The sequence below is a fragment of the Roseobacter sp. S87 genome, from assembly GCF_055693285.1.
This window is the reverse complement of record NZ_JBVFTR010000004.1, coordinates 3145020-3169088: the sequence shown is the minus strand read 5'-3', so window position 1 is coordinate 3169088 and position 24069 is coordinate 3145020. Positions and strand designations below refer to the sequence as shown.

Sequence of the window (24069 nt, the reverse complement as noted above, 5' to 3'; positions counted from 1 at the left end):
ACAGATTGCATAGTCCGCAGATTGTTATGGGCGATCAGCGGAATGCGGACGGGACGTGCTTTAAGTGGTTTGATGTAAGGTCATTCCCTCTTGAGCCGCGATTAATTGTGGCAGAGGGCTGAAAAAGTGTTTTCCACAGCTTCAGCGCTGGATTCACATATTGTTTCAAAGTTATCCATAAAATACCCACAAGATATACTAAGATTCTGAACAGATTCATTAAATTGAATCAAAGCCTTGGCGCAGCCCTGCTCTGGATTTCTGAAGTACTAGTGGGTATTATATTAAAATCGACTGTGACACGGTGATACTCTGCCTGCCGTGGCGAAGCACTTGTGCTGAGGCAGTATGCGAGGTTCTGGCAGGCCTCGCCAGTTGATAACACGAGCCGCATCTTCGGATTGCGGCTCGTAGCTATTGATGAGGTCTCAAAAGAGTGCCTTTCATGTGGAAATTTTTGAATTGCGCTTCACTAGTACGGTAAAACGAGTCCACCCAAACCTCTGTACCACTTTGAGCTGACTTCAAAGCACATCGAAAAAAGGTCCCTTGCTCAGCATGATAGGCGACCAGTATTTGCTTTGGGTTCTTAGTGATGTGAACAATCATACCGGAAGCAATTGCTAGCGGCAGCCACAGTAGATCAAAGTCCGAAACATCTGGGTGCCTTTTTGCAATGTGTTGAAGTCCTGATTCACCAAGATAGACCCATGGGCAGGGCCACTTCAGCGACCGCCAAACCTTGTCTGGCAGAACTCCTACTTGTCTAGGTTGCCCGTTGCGGACTTGCTGCACGTGCTCGAGGTGAAATGCCATTTTCTTCGTTGCGACCGCTATGGGACACACAAATACTATCAAAAGTACAAGTTATGTCGATATTGTCGCATCGTTCGGCTGCTCTCATGTATTGTTCTGCGCCATTTGATCAGCTCTGAGGACAATGACCAGGTTTTTGATTTTGACGCGACCTGCAAACCGGTGGGTTAGTTCCAGTAAAATGTTTCGCCCGGATGTCCTGGCCACATCTTGTGAACCTGCGGGATAGCAACCGCATTGGGGTCGCCAGCCATCTCGAGCGCCTCACCCATGCTACCAGCCCAAGCATAGCCTTGGCGAAGGTCAGGTTCTTCTGGTGAGCGGCGGATTATGATTTTCCAGACGTACTTCATGCCTCAATGCTGTCTTTGAGGCTTAAACAAACCGTTAAAATCGGCAGAGACTGCGGCAACAAATAATGCATTCAGCAAACTGCCAAAAAAAGTGATGGATTCTTGAGCTTCGTTCTCGCTACCGATGTAGGCAGGAATCACCGTTACACGCCGCCAGATAGGTGGGCAGAAGGGTGGACACAACCCGAGCGAAAACGCCTACCGTATTGAAAATAAAATAAAAAATGAGGGAGGGTGGTGCCCAGGAGAGGACTCGAACCTCCACGTCCATACGGACACTAGCACCTGAAGCTAGCGCGTCTACCATTCCGCCACCTGGGCAGGTGTCGTGGACCGCCATGTACGCAATCACCAAAAGGGTGTCAAACGGATTTTGACGGTTTCGCGGACTCTTCTGTACCAGGCCCTCGGGGCGTGCCCGCGCTGATTTGCGCCTTGTCTCAGAGGCAGCGCAATTGTACATCCAGAGAGATCACGGCACAAAGAGGCAAGCGATGTCAAAACTGGTCACAATCTATGGCGGATCCGGATTCGTAGGACGGTACATTGCGCGCCGGATGGCAAAGGCGGGTTGGCGCGTGCGTGTCGCCGTACGACGCCCCAACGAGGCGATCTTTGTGAAGCCTTACGGCGTTGTGGGCCAGGTCGAACCGGTTCTGTGCAACATCCGAGATGACGCCTCAGTGGCCGAAGTCATGCAGGGTGCAGATGCGGTCGTGAATTGCGTCGGTATTCTGGCGGAATCCGGCAAAAATGGTTTCGACGCTGTACAGGCCGATGGTGCAGAACGGGTTGCCCGCGCGGCAGCTGCGCAGGGCATCTCCAGCATGGTGCATGTCTCGGCGATCGGCGCCGATGTGGAAAGCGAAAGCGAATATGCCCGCACCAAAGCGCTGGGCGAGGCGGGTGTGCTGAAACATATGCCTGACGCCGTCATTCTGCGGCCTTCGATTATTTTCGGACCGGAGGATCAGTTCTTCAACCGTTTTGCGTCCATGACGCGGATGGGCCCTGCGCTGCCGGTCGTCGGGGCCGCGACACGGTTCCAGCCGGTTTATGTGGACGACGTCGCCCGTGTGGCGGAGATGGCGCTGACGGATGCCGTGACCCCAGGTGTCTACGAACTGGGCGGCCCGGACATTGCGAGCTTCCGAGAGCTCATGCAGACAATGCTCGATGTCATTCACCGCCGGCGGATGATTGTGAATGTGCCGTTTTTTGCGGCGCGCATCATGGCTTTCGGATTTGATCTGCTCCAGACGCTGTCCCTCGGTCTTTTCACCAACTCGATGATCACCCGGGACCAGGTCAGAAATCTTACGCAGGACAATATTGTTTCTGATGGTGCGCGCGGTTTTGCGGATCTCGGGATCAGCCCCGTGGCGCTTGGCTCCGTTCTGCCGGAATACCTGTGGCGGTTCCGCCCGTCCGGTCAGTACGACGCGATCAAGGAATCGGCGAAAAACCTGCGAACTTAAGAGTAGGCGTAGATCAGCAGAATAACCCCCAGCACCACGCGGTAGATCACGTATGGGGTAAAGCTGACTGTTCGGAGAAGCCGCATCATTATGACCAGGGCGAGCAGGGCTGCGGCAAAAGCAAATGCGGCGGCAATCCCGGCGTCCCGCACCAGCGCCCAGTTTGCCTGTCCTGCGACATCGAGACTCAGCAGAACACCTGAAGCTGCGATTGTCGGAATCGACATCAGCATCGACAGTCGCGCTGCACTTTCACGGTCGTAGCCGAGGTGGCGGGCCGCTGTGATTGTAATGCCGGACCTCGACGTGCCGGGGATCAGCGCGAGGGCCTGGGCAAGACCCATGCCGACAGCATCCCGCAGTGTCCATTCCCGCGCGCTTTTGTTGGAAGGGCCGTTTTTGTCCGCCCAGTAGAGGATGATGCCAAAGATCAGCATGGTCCAGCCGATCACTGCGACGGAGCGGACCGCTTCATCCATGCCGGTCGCTTTTATGACAAAGCCTGCGATGATCACCGGTACCGTGGCGACGGCGAGGCAAAGCGCGAGAAAGGCGCCCTGTGTATCAACACGGCCCCGGAACAGCCGCATGGTGCCGGCAAGCGCCATGGCGACATCAGACCGGAAATACAGAATGACGGCAAACAGTGTCCCGACGTGAACAGCGACATCGATCGCCAGCCCCTGGTCCGGCGTGCCAGTCAGAGCAGGCAGCAGTGCCAGATGACCCGAAGAGCTGACGGGCAGGAATTCGGTCAGACCCTGGATTACGGCAACGACGAGAAGCTGAAAAAGTGTCACTCTTTGCGTCCTGCAAGATTGTCCCGTGCGATTGGTATAAGGGCGTGGAATCAAATGAAAAGCTTGAATTTGGGTCCGAAACGGACATAAAATGACACTGCCTCTGCACCAAGTCAGGCGTCGGGCGAAAAATTTCTTGCATATAGGTCAATAATACTGACTTTATTTATTTGGCGGGTTCCCTTATGCGGTGTGGACCAGTGATTTTGGGGGATTCTGAATATGGCTGAACAGCCGATGCTGAAATTTGTGACTGTCGAACGGGACATGCCTGAAAAGCGTGACGCGACTGTACGCAAAGAAGACTTCCGCGAAATTTACGCCGAGTACGCCGAAGCAAAGGCACAGGAGCAGTCCAGCCGCTGTTCGCAGTGCGGGGTGCCGTATTGCCAGAGCCACTGCCCGCTGCACAATAATATCCCCGACTGGCTGCGCCTGACAGCGGAAGGCCGCCTGCAGGAAGCCTATGAAGTCAGCCAGGCGACGAATACCTTCCCCGAAATCTGTGGCCGGATCTGCCCGCAGGACCGCCTGTGCGAAGGAAACTGCGTGATCGAACAGTCCGGACACGGCACTGTCACGATCGGCGCGGTCGAGAAATACATCACGGACACCGCCTGGGATAACGGCTGGGTCATGCCGATAGCGCCCCGTCAGGAACGCAGCGAAAGCGTCGGCATCATCGGCGCGGGCCCGGGTGGCCTTGCCGCGGCGGATGTCCTGCGCCGGGCCGGTGTGCAGGTCACCGTCTATGACCGCTATGACCGCGCAGGCGGGCTGCTGACCTATGGTATCCCTGGGTTCAAACTGGAAAAAGACATCGTCGTGCGCCGCAACGACCAGCTGGAACAGGGCGGTGTGACCTTTGAGCTGAACACGAATGTCGGTGAAGACATCAGCTTTGCCGACCTGCGCGCAAAGCATGACGCGGTGATTATCGCCACAGGCGTCTATAAATCACGCGATCTGGAAGCGCCGGGCGTTGGTGCCGGGGGCGTTGTACGCGCGCTGGATTTCCTGACAGCCTCCAACCGCAAGAGCTTTGGCGACGCCGTTCCCAAATTCGACAGCGGTGCGCTGAATGCAGAAGGCAAACGCGTGGTGGTGATCGGCGGTGGGGACACCGCGATGGACTGCGTGCGGACATCTGTCCGGCAGGGGGCCACTTCGGTGAAATGCCTCTACCGCCGCGACCGGGCGAACATGCCGGGATCGCAGCGCGAGGTGCAGAACGCCGAGGAAGAAGGCGTGATCTTTGAATGGTTGTCCGCCCCGAGAGGGTTCACAGGTGATCCCGTCACCGGTGTGATGGTGCAGAAAATGCGCCTCGGCGCTCCCGATGCGACCGGCCGCCAGACACCGGAAGTGATCGAAGGCGCGGACTACACAGAAGACGCAGACCTGGTGATCATGGCGCTGGGCTTTGAGCCCGAAGCGCTGCCGACCCTGTGGGATCAGCCGGAGCTGCCGGTGACGCGCTGGGGCACCATCAAAGCCGAGTTCACCACCGGCGCCACCGAGCTCGACGGTGTCTATGCCGTGGGGGACATCGTGCGGGGCGCGAGCCTTGTGGTCTGGGCGATCCGCGATGGGCGCGACTGTGCCGAAGCGATCCTCGAAAAGCTGGGTGCCACGGGCGCCATCGCAGCGGAATAATCCAGCGTCGGCACACCGTCGGTATCACGTCGGTGCAATGTCGGTATTACGTCGGTGCGCAGCGTACGGTGATAAATTGTTAAGGACAGGAACCATGACCCATTCCGGGAAAAGACTCAGCAGCAGACCCGCCACAGCCCTGGCGTGCGTGCTCTGTTTCTGCGCACCCGGTGCCATGGCGCAACCCGTTGTGGCCGTGCCCGAAGGCTGCACCCCGGTGGTCACCGTGCACAAAAACAACTGTGTCGCCTCGACCATCGTCACCTGTGGCGATGGGGGCCACCGTTCGCTGACGTACCGGCGCGGCAAGCTGTCGAGCACCAATTCCTATGACGCGGACTGGTCTTTTACCAAGTGGGAGACCCGCGGCGCGGGCGCTATGGAATTTGCCGCCGTACCGGGGACCGGGGCCGCGATGAGTGTCGCGGCGCTGAAAGCAACCGGAACCCATGAGGGCACCGGGGATTTTGTGATCAACAGCAAGGTCATCCGCAACCAGGGCTATACGCTGACCGGTTCAACGAACGCCACCGGCGAAACCGTCACCGTGAGCGGCGAAGAGTTCGCGATTTATCATGCGGACCGCGCTTTTGCCCGCAAGGGGGCGTCACAGGTCCTGACCTTTGCGGTGGACATCTACATTTCGCAGTCGCGGGATCTGGTGATTGAAGGCACCGGGTCACGGGGTGTGAATGACATGCCGATGCAGTCCTTTGATATGACACCGCGGGCGGTTTACGGACCGGGCGATCCGGGTTTTCTGCAGACAATGTCGGAGTTTGGCTGTGGATAAGGCGCGCCGCACCATAGAAGGCCGGTGCCTGTGTGGCGCTGTGACCCTGCGGGTGGAAACAGAAAACCCGCGTCTGCGCGCGTGTCATTGCGACATGTGCCGCCAGCATACCAGCGGGGCGTTTATTTCCGTGGATACGGTGCCCGGCACGCTGGTCGTTAAGGGGCCGGCGCAAAGCTATCGTTCCTCTGAATGGGCCGAACGGGGGTTCTGCAGCACCTGTGGCTCCACGCTGTGGTACGGCACGGTGCATGACGGCATGCGCCATCCGGCTGCCGGTCTGTTTGACAATGCTGCGGGCGGCGAGATGAAGATGGAGTTCTTTGCCGATCAGTGCCCGCAGGGGTATCGCCTGGCCGGCGATCACACCCGTCTGAGCACCGAAGAGACCATCGCCATGTTCGAAGGCGCGGAGGGTGACGCGTGACCGACGCCGCCGCGAGAGAAGCGCTGATCGCGCCGCACCGGCGCACGGGCCGCCTGTCGGGCCGGTGCCTGTGCGGGGACGTGCGCATTGAGGTTGACGGCAACTACGTGGCGGCCATCGGGGCCTGTCACTGTGTGATGTGCCAGCGCTGGAACGGCATGCTGTTCGGCTCATTCGTGGCGGATACAAAGGCGGTGACGGTCACGGGGCCGGTCAGCAGCTATGCGTCGTCGTCCTTTTCAGAGCGGGGCTTTTGCGCGACCTGTGGCAGTGCTGTCTGGCTGCGGGCCACTGACCCGGAAGAGACGGAGATCGAGCTTTTCCCCGGATCATTCAAAGAGGCGGCGGATTTTGTTCTGCTGTCAGAAATCTACACGGACCTCGCGCCGGATTACGCGTGCCTGAGCGGCGAACACCGCCGCCGGACACGCGCCGAAGTGCAGGCTCAACACCCTTTCGTTGAAGGAGACAACTGATGACCAGATATGATGACGCCTGGGTGGCGCGTGAGGAAGCAAAGCGCGCGTATATGGCCGAAAAGGGTCTCTATGCGACGGATGAGGAGCATTCTTCCTGTGGTGTGGGTCTGGTGGTGTCCCTGGATGGCACGCGGAGCCGCAGTGTTGTTGAAAACGGTATTCAGGCGCTGAAGGCGATCTGGCACCGGGGTGCTGTGGATGCGGATGGCAAGACTGGCGACGGTGCGGGCATTCACGTGCAGATCCCGGTTGAGTTCTTTTACGACCAGGTGCGCCGTACCGGCCACGACCCGCGCGAGGATGAGATGATTGCCGTGGGTCAGGTGTTCCTGCCCCGCACGGATTTCGGCGCGCAGGAGACCTGCCGGACCATCGTGGAGACCGAGGTCCTGCGCATGGGGTATTACATTTATGGCTGGCGGCATGTGCCGGTGGACATTTCATGCCTTGGTGAAAAAGCCAATGCGACCCGGCCCGAGATCGAGCAGATCCTTATTTCCAACGCCAAGGGTGTCGACGAGGATACCTTTGAGCGCGAGCTTTATGTGATCCGCCGCCGGATCGAAAAGGCGGCCCTGGCCGCTCAGGTGCCGACGCTTTACATTGCGTCGATGTCCTGCCGGTCGATCATCTACAAGGGCATGATGCTGGCCGAACAGGTGGCGGAATTCTATCCCGACCTGATGGACGAACGTTTCGAGAGCGCCTTTGCGATCTATCACCAGCGCTATTCGACCAACACCTTCCCGCAGTGGTGGCTGGCGCAGCCGTTCCGCATGCTGGCGCACAACGGCGAGATCAACACGCTCAAGGGCAACCTGAACTGGATGAAGAGCCACGAGATCCGCATGGCGTCCGGTGCCTTTGGCGACATGGCCGAAGACATCAAACCCATCGTGGCCAGCGGATCGTCAGACAGTGCGGCACTGGATGCGGTCTTTGAGGTGCTGGTGCGCGCCGGGCGGAATGCGCCGATGGCGAAAACAATGCTGGTGCCCGAAAGCTGGTCCAAACAGGCGGTGGAACTGCCGCAGGCCTGGCGGGACATGTATTCCTACTGCAACTCGGTGATGGAACCCTGGGACGGTCCGGCGGCCCTGGCCATGACTGACGGGCGCTGGGTCTGTGCGGGGCTTGACCGGAACGGTCTGCGCCCGATGCGTTATGTGGTGACCAATGACGGCATGCTGATTGCCGGGTCGGAAACCGGGATGGTGCCGCTCGATGAGGCGCGTGTCGTTGAAAAAGGCGCTCTGGGTCCGGGCCAGCTGCTGGCGGTGGACATGCAGGAAGGCGGTCTGTTCCACGACACCGAAATCAAGGACAAACTGGCCGCCAGCCAGCCGTTCGGGGACTGGGTCGGCAAGATCAAGGACCTGGACAGCCAGCTGGGCGGTATCACCGAAAAGCCGATGTTCGCCGGGGACGCGCTGCGCCGCAGACAGATCGCGGCGGGTTATTCCGTCGAAGAGCTGGAACAGATCCTGGCCCCGATGGCCGAGGATGCCAAAGAGGCGCTGGCCTCGATGGGGGATGACACGCCATCAGCCGTTCTGTCAGGTCAGTACCGGCCGCTGAGCCACTTCTTCAGGCAGAACTTCAGCCAGGTGACCAACCCGCCGATCGACAGTTTGCGTGAATTCCGGGTGATGAGCCTGAAAACACGGTTCGGGAACCTCAAGAACGTGCTCGACGAAGACAGCAGCCAGACCGAGATCCTGACGCTCGACAGCCCGTTCATCGGCAATGCGCAGTTTGACGCGCTGGTAGGCCATTTCAACGCGGAACTGGTGGAAATCGACTGCAGCTTTGCGCCGGGTACCGGCAACCTGAGCGAAGGTCTGGAACGCATCCGCGCCGAAGCCGAAGACGCCGTGCGCTCGGGCGCAGGTCACCTGGTGCTGACAGATCAGCATTCGGGCGAGGACCGCGTGGCGATGCCGATGATCCTGGCCACCAGCGCGGTGCACAGCCACCTGACCCGCAAAGGGCTGCGGACCTTCACCTCGCTGAACGTCCGCTCAGCAGAATGCGTCGACCCGCATTACTTTGCCGTTCTGATCGGTTGTGGTGCCACAACGGTCAACGCCTACCTGGCGGAGGACAGCCTGGCGGACCGGATCGACCGCGGCCTGCTGGATGTGAACCTGACCACTGCGGTTGCGCGCTATCGCAACGCGATTGACCAGGGCCTGCTGAAAATCATGGCCAAGATGGGCATTTCGGTCATCTCTTCCTATCGCGGGGGGCTCAACTTTGAGGCCGTGGGCCTGAGCCGTGCTATGTGTGCGGAATACTTCCCCGGCATGACCAGCCGTATCTCCGGCATCGGCGTCAGCGGTATCCAGCGCAAGGCCGAGGAAGTGCATGCCAAAGGCTGGAGCGGACCATCGACCGTGCTGCCCATCGGCGGCTTCTACAAGGCGCGCAAATCGGGCGAAACCCACGCCTGGGAAGCCACCTCGATGCATATGATGCAGATGGCCTGTAACCGCGCCTCTTATGAGATGTGGAAGCAGTATTCGGCCAAGATGCAAAGCAATCCGCCGATCCATCTGCGCGACCTTCTGGACATCAAACCGCTGGGCAAACCGGTGCCGATCGAAGAGGTCGAAAGCATCACCTCCATACGGAAGCGTTTTGTCACGCCGGGCATGAGCCTGGGCGCGCTGTCGCCCGAGGCGCATAAGACACTGAACGTTGCGATGAACCGGATCGGCGCGAAATCAGACAGCGGGGAAGGCGGCGAAGACCCGGCGCATTTCGTGCCGGAGGCCAACGGCGACAACCCGTCGGCCAAGATCAAACAGGTCGCCTCCGGCCGGTTTGGCGTGACCGCCGAATACCTCAACCAGTGCGAAGAGCTGGAGATCAAAGTGGCGCAGGGCGCCAAGCCCGGTGAGGGCGGCCAGTTGCCCGGCATGAAGGTCACCGACCTGATTGCGCGGCTGCGCCATTCGACCAAAGGTGTGACACTGATCAGCCCGCCGCCGCACCACGATATCTATTCCATCGAGGACCTGGCGCAGCTGATCTATGACCTCAAGCAGATCAATCCGCGCTGTAAGGTGACGGTGAAACTGGTAGCGTCCTCGGGCGTTGGTACCATTGCGGCGGGCGTGGCCAAGGCCAAGGCGGATATCATCCTGATCTCGGGCCACAACGGCGGCACGGGTGCCTCGCCCGCGACCAGCATCAAATACGCGGGCCTGCCTTGGGAAATGGGACTGACCGAAGCGCACCAGGTGCTGTCGATGAACAACCTGCGCGAACGCGTGACCCTGCGGGCCGATGGTGGCCTGCGTACGGGGCGCGACATTGTCATGGCGGCGATGCTGGGGGCCGAGGAATACGGCATCGGTACCGCGGCGCTGATCGCGATGGGCTGTATTATGGTGCGTCAGTGCCAGTCGAACACCTGCCCGGTGGGCGTCTGTACCCAGGACGAATCCCTGCGTGAAAAGTTCACCGGAAATGCGGACAAGGTCGTCAATCTGATCACCTTCTATGCCACCGAGGTGCGGGAAATTCTGGCGCAGATCGGGGCGCGCAGCCTTGATGACGTGATCGGACGGGCCGATCTGCTGAACCAGGTGAGCCGTGGCTCTGCGCATCTGGACGATCTGGATCTGAACCCGCTGCTGATCACCGTCGATGGGGCAGCAGACATCGTTTATAACCGCGACAAGGACCGCAATGCGGTGCCCGACACACTGGACAGCCAGATTGTGCGGGACGGCAGCCGGTTCCTGGAGGACGGTGAAAAGATGCAGCTGTCTTATGCGGTGCAGAACACGCACCGGACGGTTGGCACGCGCACCTCAAGCCACATCGTGAAACGTTTTGGCATGCGCAACACGCTGCAGCCGGATCACCTGACGGTCAAACTGTCGGGCTCTGCAGGTCAGTCGCTGGGGGCTTTCGCGGCGCCTGGCCTGAAACTGGAGGTGTCCGGTGATGCGAACGACTACGTGGGCAAGGGGTTGTCGGGCGGGATGATCGTTGTGCGCCCGCCGATGGCGTCGCCCATTGTTGCGGCCGAAAACACCATCATCGGCAATACGGTGCTGTATGGTGCGACGGAAGGCTATCTCTTCGCTGCGGGTCGTGCAGGCGAGCGGTTCGCCGTGCGTAACTCCGGCGCGAAGGTCGTGATTGAGGGCTGCGGATCCAACGGGTGTGAGTACATGACCGGTGGTGTTGCGGTGATCCTGGGGGATATCGGTGCCAACTTCGGCGCGGGCATGACCGGGGGTATGGCCTATCTCTATGACCCTGAGGGCAAGGCCCCGGCGATGATGAACATGGAGACCCTGGTCACCTGTCCGGTCACGGTGGATCACTGGCTGAGCGAGCTGGAAGAGCTGCTGGAGATGCATCTGGAGGAAACCGGCAGCAGGCGCGTGGCGGATATCCTGCAGCACTGGGACAGCGAGAAGCACCACTTCCTGCAGGTTTGCCCCAAGGAGATGCTGGTGCATCTGCCCGCACCGCTGGGCACTGAGGAAACAGCCGTACCCGCCGAGTAACAGGCGGTTCACAAGCTGCCATGGCCCGCCTATACCCGGGCCATGGCAAAACGTAAGACCAGGACGACGCGTCCCCGCAAAAAGAGACAACCGTCGGCGCCGCAGCTGTTTTTGCGCGCGGCCCGCCGCTGGGTTGTGCGCGGGGTACTTGGCGTTGCCGTTCTGGTCCTGGTGCTGATCGGTCTAGGCACTGTGATCAACCCCTGGACGACGCCCTACATGTTTTCCGAAAGCCGCCGTTTGGGCGGTGTGAGTTATGACTGGGTGTCTATCGACGCGGTGGCGCCGGCGATGGCGCGGTCCGTGGTGGCTGCGGAGGATGCAAATTTCTGCAATCACTGGGGTTTTGACGTTCAGGCGATCCGCGAGGCGATTGAGGATGGCGGCAACCGGGGTGCTTCGACGATAAGTCAGCAGACGGTCAAGAATGTTTACCTGTGGCACGGGCGCAATTACACCCGCAAAGCGCTTGAAGCGCTGATGACGCCGCTGATGGAGCTGATGTGGTCGAAGCGGCGGATCGTCGAGGTCTATCTGAACATCGCCGAGTTTGATGAGGGTGTCTTCGGGGTCAAAGCGGCGGCGGATCATTATTTTGGGGTTACGCCGGACCGGCTCTCGGATCTGCAGGCGGCGCGGCTGGCAGCGATCCTGCCGGATCCGAAGGGCCGGTCGGCGTCCCGGCCATCAGATTTCGTGCGCAAACGGACCCGTGCCATCCTGTCGGGGGCGGCGACAATCAGCAAAGACGGCAGATCAGACTGTTTCGAGAGTTGAATCCCGGCGGTCAACCGGGCATTGAAGAGAAGATTTCAGAACGTCGGGATACCCGCATGGCGCGACTTTTTCACGTCCCTCTTTCTCCCTTCTGCCGCAAGGTGCGGCTCAGCCTCGCTGAAAAGAAGATAGAAACCGAGCTGGTCGAAGAGAAATACTGGGAGCAGGATGCCGATTTTATGCGGCGCAATCCGGCTGGCAAAGTGCCGGTGCTGCGCATTGACGGCATCATGATGGCCGAGAGTGCGGCGATCTGTGAGTACATCGAGGAGACACGGCCCGAGCCGCCTTTGATGCCGAAGGATCCGGTTGCCCGTCAGGAAGTGCGGCGCATCGTGGGGTGGTTTGACGACAAGTTTCACCAGGAAGTGACGTCAAAACTGCTCTATGAGCGGGTCAACAAGAAGGTGACCGGCCAGGGGTATCCGGACAGCGGCAACGTGAAATCCGGCGCAAAGGCGATCAAGTATCATCTGGATTACATGACCTGGCTGCTGGATCACCGGCGCTGGCTGGCAGGCGACGTGATGACCCTCGCGGATTTTGCCGCCGCCGCGCATATGAGCGCGCTGGATTATATCTCTGACGTGGACTGGAACCGGTCCGAGGTGGTGAAGGACTGGTACGCCAAGATCAAATCCCGCCCCGCGTTCCGGTCCATTCTGGCGGATCAGGTGCCGGGGTTCCCGCCGCCGCGTCATTACAATGATCTGGATTTCTGATCCACGGCCGGGGGCTGCCTGCCCCCGGACCCCCGGGGATATTTCCGGCCAGAAGAAACCGTGACGGCGCTGAAGCACAGGATCGTCGCCCGGGCGCTGGAAGAGGGGTTTGTGGCCTGTGGGGTGTGTCGTCCGGATGCTGTTCCGGAGTTGCCGGAGCGTCTAAGGGCGTTTGTTGACGCCGGATATCACGGGCAGATGGCATGGATGGAGGAGCGGATGCACTGGCGGTCCGCGCCTCAGGTGCTGTGGCCTCAGGCGCGCAGTGTGATCATGCTGGCCGAAAGCTATACGCCGCGTTTTGATCCTTTGTCTGTCCTTGAGTTGCCGGACCGTGCCGCCGTGTCGGTCTATGCGCAGGGCCGGGATTATCATGACGTTGTGAAAAAGCGCCTGAAACGTCTGGCGCGCTGGCTGGTGCAGGAAAATGGTTGCGAGGTGAAGGTGTTTGTGGACACAGCCCCCGTGCCGGAAAAGGCGCTGGCCGCGGCGGCGGGCCTGGGCTGGCAGGGCAAACACACCAATCTGGTCAGCAGGGACTGGGGCAACTGGGCCTTTCTGGGGGCGGTTTTCACAACGCTTGAGGTGGATCCGGATGAAGCGGAGGCGGATCATTGCGGATCGTGCCGGGCGTGTCTGGATATCTGTCCGACGGATGCCTTTCCCGCACCTTACCGTCTCGATGCGCGGCGGTGCATTTCCTATCTGACCATTGAGCACAAAGGGCCGGTGGCTGAGGACCTGCGCGCGGCACTGGGCAACCGCATCTATGGCTGTGACGATTGTCTTGCCGTCTGCCCCTGGAACAAATTCGCGGTGGCGGCCCGGGATATGCGCCTGCTGGGAGATGGCTCTCTGGAGGCACCGGCGCTGGCGGAGCTTGCCGCTCTGAACGATGCGGCATTCCGGGCAAAGTTTTCCGGATCCCCCGTCAAACGTATCGGTCGCGACAGGTTTGTGCGCAATGTGCTGTATGCCATCGGGAATTCGGGGTTGCCGGAGCTGTTGCCAGCAGCAGAAGCGCTTTGCGGGGACCCGGATGCGGCCGTTGCCGACGCGGCGCGCTGGGCGGTGACGCAATTGCGCAGCCTCTGACGCGTTCTGACTGGAAAATCCCACCACAGCGGATAAGGGTGGCCAGGACAAAGGAGATGTCGGATGGCAGTTTTGCTGGGTGTGGATACAGGTGGCACCTATACGGATGCGGTTCTTCTGGAGGATGAGGAACGGGTGCTTGCCTCGGCCAAGGCCCTGACCACGCGCGAGGATCTGGCGTCAGGCATCGGTGAGTCCGTGCGCCGGGTGCTGCAGAGTTCAGGCGTGCGGCCTGAGGACATTGCGCTGGCGTCCCTGTCGACAACGCTGGCCACCAATGCGCTGGTTGAAGGCCGGGGGGTCGGGCGGCGCTGGTTTTCATCGGGTTCCGGGAGCGTGATCTGGAGGCGCATGGCCTGCGGGAGGCACTGCGGGGCGATCCGGTTCTGATCTGCGCGGGCGGCCACAACCATGCAGGCGCAGAGGCGGCAGAACTGGACGAGGCGGCACTTCGGGCGTTCGCCCGGCGCTGGGGACCGGAGGTCAGCGGTTTTGCGGTGGCGTCACAGTTTGCCACGCGCAACCCGACCCATGAAACCCGGGCGGCGGAGATTATCCGGGCGGAAACGCAGCGCCCGGTATCGGCGTCTCATCAGCTTTCCGCAAAGCTGAACGGGCCCAAGCGGGCGCTGACCGCGCTGCTGAATGCCCGTCTGATCGGGATGATCGAACGTCTGATCGGGCGGGCCGGTGCGGTGCTGGATGAGATCGGGATTGAGGCACCGATGATGGTGGTGCGGGGCGATGGGGCACTGATTTCCGCGGAACAGGCGCGGGATAAACCGATCGAGACGATCCTGTCGGGACCTGCAGCGTCGATCGTTGGCGCGCGCTGGCTGACGGGGGCCGGTGATGCGCTGGTCAGCGACATCGGCGGGACAACGACGGACATCGCGCTGTTGCGGGATGGCCGGCCGTCGGTTGATCCGGCGGGTGCGCGCGTTGGTGGGTTCCGGACGATGGTTGAGGCTGTGGCGATGCGCACGACCGGGCTGGGCGGGGACAGCGAGGTCCATCTGCGGAGCGAGGGGCTGGAGGGCGGTGTTTTTCTGGGCCCGCGGCGGGTGCTGCCGGTGTCGCTGGCAGCGGTATCCGCGCCTGAGGTCGTGCATGAAACGCTGGATCAGCAGCTGCGCAGCACTGTGCCGGGCGAGTTCGACGGGCGGTTTGTGCGGCGTGTCGGAGGGCAGAATGCCGAAGGCCTGGGCGCGCGGGAGGCAGCCCTGCTGGAACGGATCACGCCGCAGGCGCAGCCGCTGGGGCCTGTGCTGCGGATGCGGGTGGAGCATGAAGCGCTGCGCCGTCTGGTGGAGCGCGGCCTGGTGCAGATCAGCGCTGTGACGCCGTCGGATGCCAGCCATGTTACGGGCGGGCTTGCGGACTGGGATGGTGAGGCCGCGCGCAAAGCACTGTCTCTGATGGCGCGGCGACGGGCCGGATCCGGTTCGGTCTATGCAGAAACCGCAGAAGATATGGCGCGGATGATCATCGGGCAGCTTACGCTGCAGACCACGACCGCGCTCCTGGAGGCGGGATTTGCCGAAGAGGACGGCGCGCTGTCGGAGGCGCCCGGGGAGATGGCGCGGCATCTGCTGGTGCAGCGCGGGCTGTCGGGGCACCGGAACATGGTGCGGCTGGACGCCGGGCTGAATCTGCCGGTGGTGGGCCTCGGTGCGTCCGCCCGGTTTTATTACCCGGAAGTGGGCAGGATGGTTGGCACCGGGATGATCCTGCCGGAGCATGGGGGGTGGCCAATGCCATCGGTGCCGTGGCCGGGCGGGTCACGATGCGCGAAACCGGGCAGGTGACATCAGCCGGAGAAGGGGTGTACCGCGTGCATGGGCCCGGAGCGCCGGAGGATTTTGCCAGTGAGGCGGCCGCGCTTGCAGCGCTGGAGGCCAGGTTACGCGGGGATGCGGTGCGGCGGGCAAAAAGTGCCGGAGCAGGCGATATCAGCACCAGCACGGCGCGCGACGTCAAAACGGCCGAAACCGAAGGGCGGCGCGTGTTTGTCGAGGCGGTTGTCACCGTTGAGGCGACGGGCCGGCCCCGCGTGGCGCCTGAGGACGGTGTTCAGGATGCCAGCCGGGCGGAGGTCTGAGAGCGGCTGCCCGCACCCTCGTCGCCGGTGCGGAACGAGGAGGTATGTGCGCTGAGCGCGGTCACTTCGTTCGCCAGCAGTTGTGTCGCGGCGTTGGTTTCCTCGAACATAGCGGCGTTTTTCTGTGTGACACTGTCCAGATTGCCGATTGAGGTCGAGATTTCCGACAGGCCACCTGATTGCTCGGTCGCGGCCGTGGCCATTTCGCTGACCATGTCGGACACGTTTGCGACGGCTTTCTCGATCTCTGCCAGCGCATCGCCGGTCCGTGATACAAGATCGACGCCCTGGCTGACCTGGCCCGAAGATGTGGTGATCAGGGCGGCAATCTGCGTTGCGGCCTCTGAGGAACGCTGCGCCAGCGCGCGCACCTCTGATGCCACGACTGCAAAGCCGCGACCGGCCTCTCCGGCGCGTGCGGCCTCAACACCGGCATTGAGCGCGAGCAGATTGGTCTGAAACGCGATGTCGTCGATCACAGAGGTGATTTTGGAGATTTCGGCGGAGCTCTCGGAGATCGCATCCATGGCCGCGCGCGCTTCGGACATGATGTCTGACCCGCCTTTGGCGTGCGTGCGTGTCTTCACAACCTCGGACGCGGTTGACTGCGCCGTCTCAGCTGTGGATTTCAGCGAGGCGGACATCTGCGTGATCGCGCTGGCGGTCTGTTCCAGATCCGACGCCTGCTGTTCGGTGCGCTGGCTGAGACTGGAGGAGGCGCCGGAAATATCTGTGATGCCTGCGTGGATCTGTTCGGACGAGCCGATGACGTTGCTTACAAGTGTCCGCAGCCGTTCCTGGGTCGTGTTGAAATTCCGGCGCAGCGGTTCGTATCCGGAGGAAAAAGGCTCGTCCAGATGAACGCCGAGATTGCCGGTGGCCAGCTCAGACAGCCCTTCGCTGAGCTCTTTCACAGCGAATTTCCGTGGTGTGATATCGGAGGCAAATTTGACCACTTTGACCGGATCACCATTAGGCCCGAAAACGGGGTTGTAGGTCGCCTCAATCCAGACGTCGGAGCCGTCCTTGTGCCTGCGCCGGTACTCGCCGACGTGAAATTTGCCGGATTTCAGGATTTCCCAGTGCTCGCGGTACTCCTTTGACGCGGCCTCGCCATCGGGCATGAAGATGCTGTGATGTTTGCCCCTGATCTCATCAAGGGTGTATCCCATCGCGTTCAGGAACAGATCGTTAGCCGTCCGGATATGACCGTCCATGTCGAACTCGATCACGGCCTGCACCCGTGCGATGGCTTTAACCTGGTCAGAGGCTTCTTCGCGCTCTGTCACGTCATCGGCTATTTTCAGCACACCGATCTGTTCGCCATGTGTGTTCAGCACCGGAGCGTAGCTGCAGTGAAGCCACATCGGCCGCTCGTTTTTGCCGAACCGCTTGAAAATGCCTGACTTCAGCTCGCCTTCGCTGATCTGCTGCCAGAACTGTGCGTATTTGTCGGTACCTTCGTACTCTTCATGGATGAACATCGTGTGGTGCTTGCCCACCACATCACTTTCGTCATAGCCGGTGATCTCCAGAAACCGCTCATTTGTCTCCAGCACGATGCCATCTGTGCCAAAAAGCACCTTTGCCTGTTCGCGCGAGATTGCCTCGAACTGACTGCGGATGTTGCGCGCGTCATTTTCGCGCTGTGTTACATCGCGCACGATCTTTACCAGACGGGCACCGTTATGATCCTTTTCCGCCAGGGGCAGGTAGGTGGCGGACACCCACAGCGATCTGCCGTCGTAAGTTTTCCGGGGCAGGATGTACGTAGCGGAGGTGCCACGCTCCAGCGCATCCGCAAAAGAGGTGTCGTCGCGCGCCTCCGCCTGCGCATGATCGATCAGATCATCATGGCGGACACCCAGCGCGGTTTCCGGGGAATAGCCTGTTATCTCACAGAATTTTTCGTTCACGCGGACGATTGTCCCGGCGCGGTCGAACCAGACCAGACCATGGTTCGTGCTCAGTGCGTCCAGCAGTGCATCCGCGGGGGCTGCCGCGTTATTCTTCCGATCCGCCTTGCGCGCGAAAAATGGCATAGCAATCTCCTGATGGTTTCAGGGGTTCTACGCATCCGGACCTTAAAAACTTCTTTATCTGCACGCCTTCAGGTTGCATTTTCGGGAAGAAAACCGCGGGGTCTCTGCCGCAGCGGCTGCGGCAGAAACCAGAGATATTATTCCGCCGCTGCGGTGCGTTTGGGCAGTACCCAGTCTGCACGCGGGAAGTGGCAGGTGTAGCCGTTCGGGAAACGCTCCAGATAGTCCTGATGCTCGGGTTCAGCTTCCCAGAACGGACCAACTTCCTCAACTTCGGTGACGACCTTGCCGGGCCAGATACCGGACGCCTCTACATCGGCGATTGTATCGACCGCCACCTGCTTTTGCGCGTCATCCACATAGTAGATGGCCGAGCGGTAGCTGAGCCCGATGTCATTGCCCTGCCGGTTCAGCGTCGTGGGATCGTGGATCTGGAAGAACAGTTCCAGCAGATCACGGTAGCTGATCACGTCAGGGTCAAAGATTACCTCGATCCCTTCGGCGTGTGTGCCGTGATTACGGTAGGTGGCATTGGCCACGTCGCCGCCCGTATATCCAACACGGGTCGACAGGACGCCCGGGCGCTTGCGGATCAGATCCTGCATGCCCCAGAAACAGCCACCGGCCAGTACAGCGCGTTCAGTGCTCATGCCACATCCTCCACCTGATCAAGGTAGTCGCCGTAGCCTTCGGCCTGCATGTCGTCGCGGTGCACAAAACGCAGCGACGCGGAGTTGATGCAATACCGCAGACCGCCACGGTCCACTGGCCCGTCCGGGAACACATGGCCCAGGTGGCTGTCCCCATGGGTCGAGCGGACCTCGGTACGGACCATGCCCAGGGTTGTGTCGCTCAGCTCCTGCACATGGGCAGGCTCAATCGGTTTGGTGAAGCTCGGCCAGCCACAGCCGCTTTCGTATTTGTCGGCGGAGGCAAAAAGTGGCTCGCCGGAGACGATGTCCACGTAGATGCCCGGCTCCTTGTTGCCGAGCAGTTTACCGGTGCCGGGCCGTTCGGTGCCATTCTGCTGGGTCACGCGAAATTCTTCCAGTGACAGTTTCCGGATGGCTTCGTCGGTTTTTTCATATCTGGGCATAAGGGTCTCCCGTTTACCTTTGCTTCAGAAGATAAGAGCCCGCCGCGCGATGAAAAGAGGAAACTATTCGGTAGGTGATCACGTGTCTGAGGGGAAACGGGACCTATATGATCCCCAGGCGGACCAGGAGGCGACAATGAAACGACCCGCAACGGTACTGGCATTTATCCTGTCGGCAGGCACAGCGCTTGCCGGCATGGGACCTCACAGCTTTGCCTCCATTGACGGTGGCACGCTGGAAACAGCGGACTGGGCAGGCCAGCCGGTACTGGTTGTGAACACCGCGTCGCAATGCGGTTTTACCGGTCAGTACGACGGGCTGCAGACACTTTATGACCGCTACCGCGATCAGGGGCTGGTGGTTCTTGCCGTCCCGTCCGACGATTTCAGCCAGGAGCTGGACAGTGCCGAAGAGGTGAAGGAGTTCTGCGAGCTGAATTTTGCGCTGGACCTGCCGATGGCGGATATCACCCGCGTCAAGGGGCGCCAGGCGCACCCGTTCTATCGCGAGGTCCGGGAAGAGACGGGATTTGTGCCGCGCTGGAACTTCAACAAGGTGCTGATTGGTCCGGATGGCGCGGTGATTGACACCTGGGGGTCCCGCACAAAGCCGATGTCCGGAGAGATCACCGGTGCAATTGAGGCTTTGCTGCAGGGGTCCTGAATGCCAGACTGGCACCGGGAGGATCCGGGATGCCAGCTGACAAACATGATCTTGATGCCGCTTATGCGCTTGAAACACCCGATGACAACCGGGCGCTGTATGCCGGCTGGGCAGAGACCTATGAGGACACCTTCGCCAAGGCGATGGATTTCCTGATGCCAGGCCAGGTCGCCCGGATGTTTGCAGCATGTGGCGGGACGGGGCCGGTCTTGGATGCGGGCGCGGGCACCGGTCTTCTGGGGCAGGCGCTGGCAGCGCAGGGCATTGCGCCGGTGGACGGGCTGGACCTGACGCCGGAGATGCTGGAGGTGGCGCGGCGCAAGGATGTTTACCGCGATCTGGTGGTTGCCGACATGACGCAGCCGCTGCCGCTGCCGGACGCAGCATGGCAGGGTGTTGTGAGTTCGGGCACCTTTACCCATGGCCACGTCGGGCCAGCGGCCTTTGATGAACTGATGCGGGTTGCGGCACCCGGCGCGCTCTTTGTGGTGACCATCAAACCGGAGCTCTTCCACGACGCAGGGTTTGCGGAAAGATTCGACAGCTTCGGCGACAGGATCACCGGGTTTGAGCAGGTTGAGGCGCCGATCTACGGGCCCGGGGCCACGGGCGCGCACCGGGACGACAGGGGCCTGCTCGTGCGTTTCCGCAAAACCTGACGGTCAGCCGTCATCGCGCCACATCAGGCGCGCGCTGCCCCCTTCCAGCCCGGGGCTGATCCCATAGGCGGCGCGGTAGCTCTTGGAGAAATGCGACAGGGATTTGAACCCGCAGGTCACGCAAACATCCGTCACCGAAAAATCCGTCTGGCGCAGAAGATCGCGCGCTTTCTCCAGCCGCAGACGCAGATAATGACGCTTGGGTGAATTCCCGACATAGCGATCAAAGAGCCGTTCCAGCTGGCGCGTGGACAGACCAACAAGCGCGGAAATCTCATCCGGGGTCAGCGGGTCTTCGATATTGTTTTCCATGATCTGCATGGCCAGCGCGAGCTTGGCATTGCGGACCCGTGTGCGGGGCTGCAGGGCGGTGCGCTGGGCGTGATCGGGCAGGCGCGGATCGGTGTAGACCATCTGATCCGCAACCCAGGTGGCCAGATCATCGCCGTGTTCGCGGCGGATCCGGTCGAGCATCATATCCATGGACGCGGCCCCGCCGGCCGTCGTGAAAACCCGACCGTCCACGGAAAAAATGCTGTCTTCCATAATCACATCGGGCAGCACTTCGGTCAGGGCGGAGCGGTATTCCCAGTGTGTGGTCACCCGCTTGCCCGCCACCAGCCCCGCCAGAGCCAGAACGTAGGTGCCCGAGGACAGCGCGCCGTAATCCATGCCCTTGCGGACCTCGCGGCGCAGCCAGTTCAGTGCCTTGCGGCTGGTGTTCTGTCCGACATCCTCGCCGGCGCAGATAACGATGGTCTCATCGCGCACCAGCTCTTCGAGCCCGCCGTCGACGCCAACCGGCACACCGTTGTACGCGCGCACAGGTTCCCCTGTTTCCGACAGCACCCGCCAGGAATAAAACGGCCCGCCGGACGGATAGCGGTTGGCGAGGCTCAGCGCCTCAAGCGCGCATGCAAAGCCAAGCTGCGAAAACCCTGGGATCAGCAGAAAGGCATAGGATCTGAGGGGCGGTGCGTCGCTCATCGGCTGCGTATCCCGGTGAATGTCGGCGCAGGGTAGCCGCTTTCGCGAAATCCAAAAACCGCGTTTACGACACCCTTTGTCGCGAAATCTGCACGGCGAGGATCCCCAGGGCAATGATCACAACGCCCAGAACATCCCGGCCACCCAGAGGCTCGGACAGCATAAGGGCTGCAATGGCGACCCCGAAGAACGGGTTGAGAAAGTGGAAAGTCGCCGCCCGTGTGGCGCCGATCCGGTTGACCAGCCAGAACCAGACAAAGGTCGCGGCGAGACCAGGAACCAGCGTTGTATAGGCAAAGGCCGCCGCAAGCGTCCAGCTCGGGTCCAGCCGGGGTGTTTCGAACAGAAGCGTGGCCAGCCCGCAGGCCAGACACCCGACCAGCATCTGCAGCCCGACAATCATCAGGAAATTGCCACCCGATGTGGCCCCGCGTACTGACAGTGTCGCGATGGTCAGGGCAACAACGGCGATGCCGCAGAGCAACAGGCCGGTCAGGTCAACGCCACCGTCAATACGCGCGCCCATGATCAGGCTGACGCCCGCCACCCCGGCAATCAGACCGGCAATGCCCAGAGGCCGCAGCCGTTCGCCCAGAAACATCCAGCCCGCGAGCGCCACCAGCAGCGGCATGGTCGAGGCAATGATCGCCGCGACCGAAGCCTGGATCGTCTGCATCGCCACGAAATTCAGGCCCAGATAAACTGCGTTCTGAAGCACACCAAAGAGGATCGTTGCGCGCCACTGCGCGGGCGTCAGACGCCAGGACTGGCCCAGAGCCAGCGCGATCCCGACGCCCAGCAGGCCGGAGATGGCATAGCGCAGCGTCAGGGCGGCCATCGGCGAGGCATCTGCCACAATAATCCGAGCAGAGGTAAAGGCCGACGACCACATGACCGCAAACGCCAGCCCCATCAGAATTGCGCGGATGTCCATAAGCCTGTTGTCGCGTCCTGCGGTTGCTTCGGTCGCGACCATCGGGGAAATCGGACCGGGCCGCAAGGTGCCAGGACGCCTTGACACCGGCGTGCGCGCCAGCGTTCATCAGCGCAATCATCAATGAGGCCTGCCATGATCCCGCCTGACGTTCTTTTTGTATTTGTTGCCGCCTGCGTGGCGCTGGCACTGGCGCCCGGGCCGGACAATATTTTTGTGCTGACCCAGGCGGCCCTGAGCGGCCGGATGGCGGGTGTGCTGGTCACCCTGGGCCTGGTGACGGGTGTCCTTGTTCACACGACGCTTGTGGCGCTGGGCGTGGCGGTGATTTTCCAGACCTCGCAGGCCGCTTTTACGCTGCTGAAGATCGCCGGTGCGGCCTATCTGCTGTGGCTTGCGTGGAAATCTTTCCGGGCCGGTGCCACAGATGTCACCGGTGCCGGTTCTGACCGGCTGCCCGCCGCGCGGCTCTATGGGCGGGGGGTGATCATGAACCTGACCAATCCGAAGGTCGCGATCTTTTTCCTGGCGTTTCTGCCACAGTTTGCCGACCCCGCGCGGGGGTCTGTGACGGCGCAGATTTTCCTTTTTGGTCTGGTGTTCGGCCTCTGCGCGCTGGTGATTTTCAGCGCTGTGGCCTGGGCTGCGGGATTTCTGGGCCAGTGGCTGGGGCAAAGCCCGGGCGCGCAGGTGGCGCTGAACCGGATCGCGGGCGTTGTGTTTGCCGGTCTGGCACTGCGGCTGCTGATGTCGCAACGCTGACAGCGGGCGCGGATCAGGCGGCGCCGTTTTCCAGCCAGGCCCGTTCCGCGGGCGTCAGGTGGGCATCCATCATCGCGTCATAGGCGGCCAGTTCGGCATCCGACAGCTGGCCGTTCCATTTCCCGCTGGTGCCGCTGTCGAAGAAGGCCGCATCCGACCTGAAGAACCCTTTGCCGCCCGACGGAGCATAGCGTTCGGGGTTCCGGCTCATATTGCCGAAGGTTGCGGCCTGCACCAGCTGATCCATCAGCTCTGGCGGATGGGAGATGTCCAGCAGGCCGGCGAGCCGGTCTAAGGTACCCGCCAGGTCGCGTGTCATATCCGCGTAGTGGAACAGTGACACGTTCGCACGAACCGCCGCCCGCGCTGCTTTGTAGTGCCGGAGGATATGCGCCAGCGGCATAGCATCAGTATCGAACCCTTCGGGCCCGCCATCCAGAAAGCGGCGGAACGCGGTGCCATCGGTGTCGTCTTCGGGATACCAGTGATTGAACCAGGGGATCGGGATGTTGCGCACGTGTTTGCGGAAAGAGAAATGCGCATCCAGCGGGTGGCGGAACACACAGATGTACTGTGCCTTATCGTGCATCGGCAGCCCGTCCATCGGCGTGTGGGTTTTCATGCTCCGGCGATGGGTCATGGCCTCAAGGCGCGCAGCCACCTCCGTGATCTCCCGGATGCGGATGTCGACCCAGGGCATTCTGACTGACAGGTCCGTTTCGACATCCGGATCGCCGGAAAAGAGCAGGGCCACGATTGTCTGCATCCAGGTGGTCCCGCATTTGGGCGGTGTCACGACGAACACGTCGTCTGGCCGGATCTGCACCATATCCCAGCGGCGGTTGTCAGTCAGGGCCCCGAGATAGAGCTGGCGTTCTGTCATCTCTGTCATCTCCTGC

The 24069-nt window shown here is 61.2% G+C and carries 19 protein-coding genes, 1 tRNA gene and 1 pseudogene; 13 read left to right on the top strand and 8 right to left on the bottom strand.

The annotated features are described in order from the left end of the window. Positions 1-1404 precede the first annotated feature (1404 nt). Positions 1405-1490: transfer RNA gene (locus ACZ1HA_RS16445), tRNA-Leu, on the bottom strand. Positions 1491-1663: 173 nt separating this feature from the next. Between ACZ1HA_RS16445 and ACZ1HA_RS16440 the strand changes: the two genes are divergently transcribed. After that, a complete protein-coding gene (locus ACZ1HA_RS16440) occupies positions 1664-2647 on the top strand; it encodes a complex I NDUFA9 subunit family protein (RefSeq protein ID WP_472714645.1) in 984 nt (327 codons plus the stop codon). On the opposite strand, the gene ACZ1HA_RS16435 is transcribed toward ACZ1HA_RS16440, so the two are convergent. Next, positions 2644-3447, bottom strand: coding sequence for an undecaprenyl-diphosphate phosphatase (locus ACZ1HA_RS16435; protein WP_375229570.1), 804 nt, complete (start codon positions 3445-3447; stop codon positions 2644-2646). The two genes, ACZ1HA_RS16440 and ACZ1HA_RS16435, sit on opposite strands and share 4 nt — an antisense overlap. 222 nt (positions 3448-3669) lie before the next feature. On the opposite strand from ACZ1HA_RS16435, the gene ACZ1HA_RS16430 reads away from it, so the two are divergent. From ACZ1HA_RS16430 to ACZ1HA_RS16390, 9 genes and pseudogenes are all read left to right on the top strand, one after another. Continuing rightward, the gene (locus ACZ1HA_RS16430; RefSeq protein WP_472714644.1) at positions 3670-5103 is read left to right on the top strand and encodes an NAD(P)-dependent oxidoreductase; all 1434 of its coding nucleotides are present in this window, start codon (positions 3670-3672) and stop codon (positions 5101-5103) included. A gap of 94 nt (positions 5104-5197) precedes the next feature. Beyond that, positions 5198-5896, top strand: a complete 699-nt coding sequence (locus ACZ1HA_RS16425; RefSeq protein WP_472714643.1) for a hypothetical protein — start codon at positions 5198-5200, stop codon at positions 5894-5896. Then, positions 5889-6323 carry a GFA family protein gene (locus tag ACZ1HA_RS16420; protein WP_472714642.1) on the top strand — a complete coding sequence of 145 codons (435 nt, stop codon included), beginning with the start codon at positions 5889-5891 and terminating at the stop codon, positions 6321-6323. Before ACZ1HA_RS16425 ends, ACZ1HA_RS16420 begins: the two co-directional genes overlap by 8 nt. After that, the gene (locus ACZ1HA_RS16415; protein ID WP_472714641.1) at positions 6320-6799 is read left to right on the top strand and encodes a GFA family protein; all 480 of its coding nucleotides are present in this window, start codon (positions 6320-6322) and stop codon (positions 6797-6799) included. Before ACZ1HA_RS16420 ends, ACZ1HA_RS16415 begins: the two co-directional genes overlap by 4 nt. Next, a complete protein-coding gene (gene gltB, locus ACZ1HA_RS16410) occupies positions 6799-11331 on the top strand; it encodes a glutamate synthase large subunit (protein ID WP_472714640.1) in 4533 nt (1510 codons plus the stop codon). Before ACZ1HA_RS16415 ends, gltB begins: the two co-directional genes overlap by 1 nt. Positions 11332-11373: 42 nt before the next feature. Continuing rightward, positions 11374-12108, top strand: a complete 735-nt coding sequence (gene mtgA, locus ACZ1HA_RS16405) for a monofunctional biosynthetic peptidoglycan transglycosylase (protein ID WP_472714639.1) — start codon at positions 11374-11376, stop codon at positions 12106-12108. A gap of 56 nt (positions 12109-12164) precedes the next feature. Continuing rightward, positions 12165-12830, top strand: coding sequence for an FtsZ-binding protein FzlA (fzlA, locus tag ACZ1HA_RS16400; protein ID WP_375229576.1), 666 nt, complete (start codon positions 12165-12167; stop codon positions 12828-12830). A 60-nt stretch (positions 12831-12890) separates the two neighbouring features. Beyond that, positions 12891-13925 (top strand): tRNA epoxyqueuosine(34) reductase QueG, encoded by a 1035-nt coding sequence (queG, locus tag ACZ1HA_RS16395; RefSeq protein WP_472714638.1) that lies wholly within the window; start codon positions 12891-12893, stop codon positions 13923-13925. Positions 13926-13988: 63 nt separating this feature from the next. Then, positions 13989-16026, top strand: a pseudogene (locus ACZ1HA_RS16390) (hydantoinase/oxoprolinase N-terminal domain-containing protein). Here the strand turns inward: ACZ1HA_RS16390 and ACZ1HA_RS16385 are convergent. The 3 genes from ACZ1HA_RS16385 to msrB all read right to left on the bottom strand — a co-directional run bounded on the left by ACZ1HA_RS16385 (position 15999) and on the right by msrB (position 19164). Next, a complete protein-coding gene (locus ACZ1HA_RS16385) occupies positions 15999-18068 on the bottom strand; it encodes a methyl-accepting chemotaxis protein (RefSeq protein ID WP_472714637.1) in 2070 nt (689 codons plus the stop codon). The pseudogene ACZ1HA_RS16390 and the gene ACZ1HA_RS16385 sit on opposite strands and share 28 nt — an antisense overlap. Before the next feature lie 137 nt (positions 18069-18205). After that, positions 18206-18718, bottom strand: coding sequence for a peptide-methionine (S)-S-oxide reductase MsrA (msrA, locus tag ACZ1HA_RS16380; RefSeq protein ID WP_375229579.1), 513 nt, complete (start codon positions 18716-18718; stop codon positions 18206-18208). Further along, positions 18715-19164: a peptide-methionine (R)-S-oxide reductase MsrB gene (gene msrB, locus ACZ1HA_RS16375; protein ID WP_472714636.1), complete on the bottom strand. Its 450-nt coding sequence runs from the start codon at positions 19162-19164 to the stop codon at positions 18715-18717. The genes msrA and msrB overlap by 4 nt, the downstream gene beginning before the upstream one ends. A gap of 136 nt (positions 19165-19300) precedes the next feature. On the opposite strand from msrB, the gene ACZ1HA_RS16370 reads away from it, so the two are divergent. Both ACZ1HA_RS16370 and ACZ1HA_RS16365 read left to right on the top strand, forming a co-directional pair. Next, the gene (locus tag ACZ1HA_RS16370; protein ID WP_472714635.1) at positions 19301-19828 is read left to right on the top strand and encodes a glutathione peroxidase; all 528 of its coding nucleotides are present in this window, start codon (positions 19301-19303) and stop codon (positions 19826-19828) included. A gap of 29 nt (positions 19829-19857) precedes the next feature. Further along, positions 19858-20487: a class I SAM-dependent DNA methyltransferase gene (locus ACZ1HA_RS16365; RefSeq protein WP_472714634.1), complete on the top strand. Its 630-nt coding sequence runs from the start codon at positions 19858-19860 to the stop codon at positions 20485-20487. A gap of 3 nt (positions 20488-20490) precedes the next feature. Here ACZ1HA_RS16365 and ACZ1HA_RS16360 read toward each other — a convergent pair whose 3' ends face one another. After that, positions 20491-21474, bottom strand: a complete 984-nt coding sequence (locus ACZ1HA_RS16360) for a GlxA family transcriptional regulator (RefSeq protein ID WP_472714633.1) — start codon at positions 21472-21474, stop codon at positions 20491-20493. 64 nt (positions 21475-21538) lie between these two features. Next, a complete protein-coding gene (locus ACZ1HA_RS16355) occupies positions 21539-22408 on the bottom strand; it encodes a DMT family transporter (protein ID WP_472715342.1) in 870 nt (289 codons plus the stop codon). A 135-nt stretch (positions 22409-22543) separates the two neighbouring features. Here ACZ1HA_RS16355 and ACZ1HA_RS16350 point away from each other — a divergent pair, with 135 nt between their 5' ends. Then, on the top strand, positions 22544-23170 hold the full coding sequence (locus ACZ1HA_RS16350) for a LysE family translocator (protein WP_436398458.1): 627 nt from the start codon (positions 22544-22546) through the stop codon (positions 23168-23170). Between the two features lie 13 nt (positions 23171-23183). On the opposite strand, the gene ACZ1HA_RS16345 is transcribed toward ACZ1HA_RS16350, so the two are convergent. Continuing rightward, positions 23184-24062, bottom strand: coding sequence for a sulfotransferase domain-containing protein (locus ACZ1HA_RS16345; RefSeq protein WP_472714632.1), 879 nt, complete (start codon positions 24060-24062; stop codon positions 23184-23186). Positions 24063-24069: the final 7 nt, after the last annotated feature.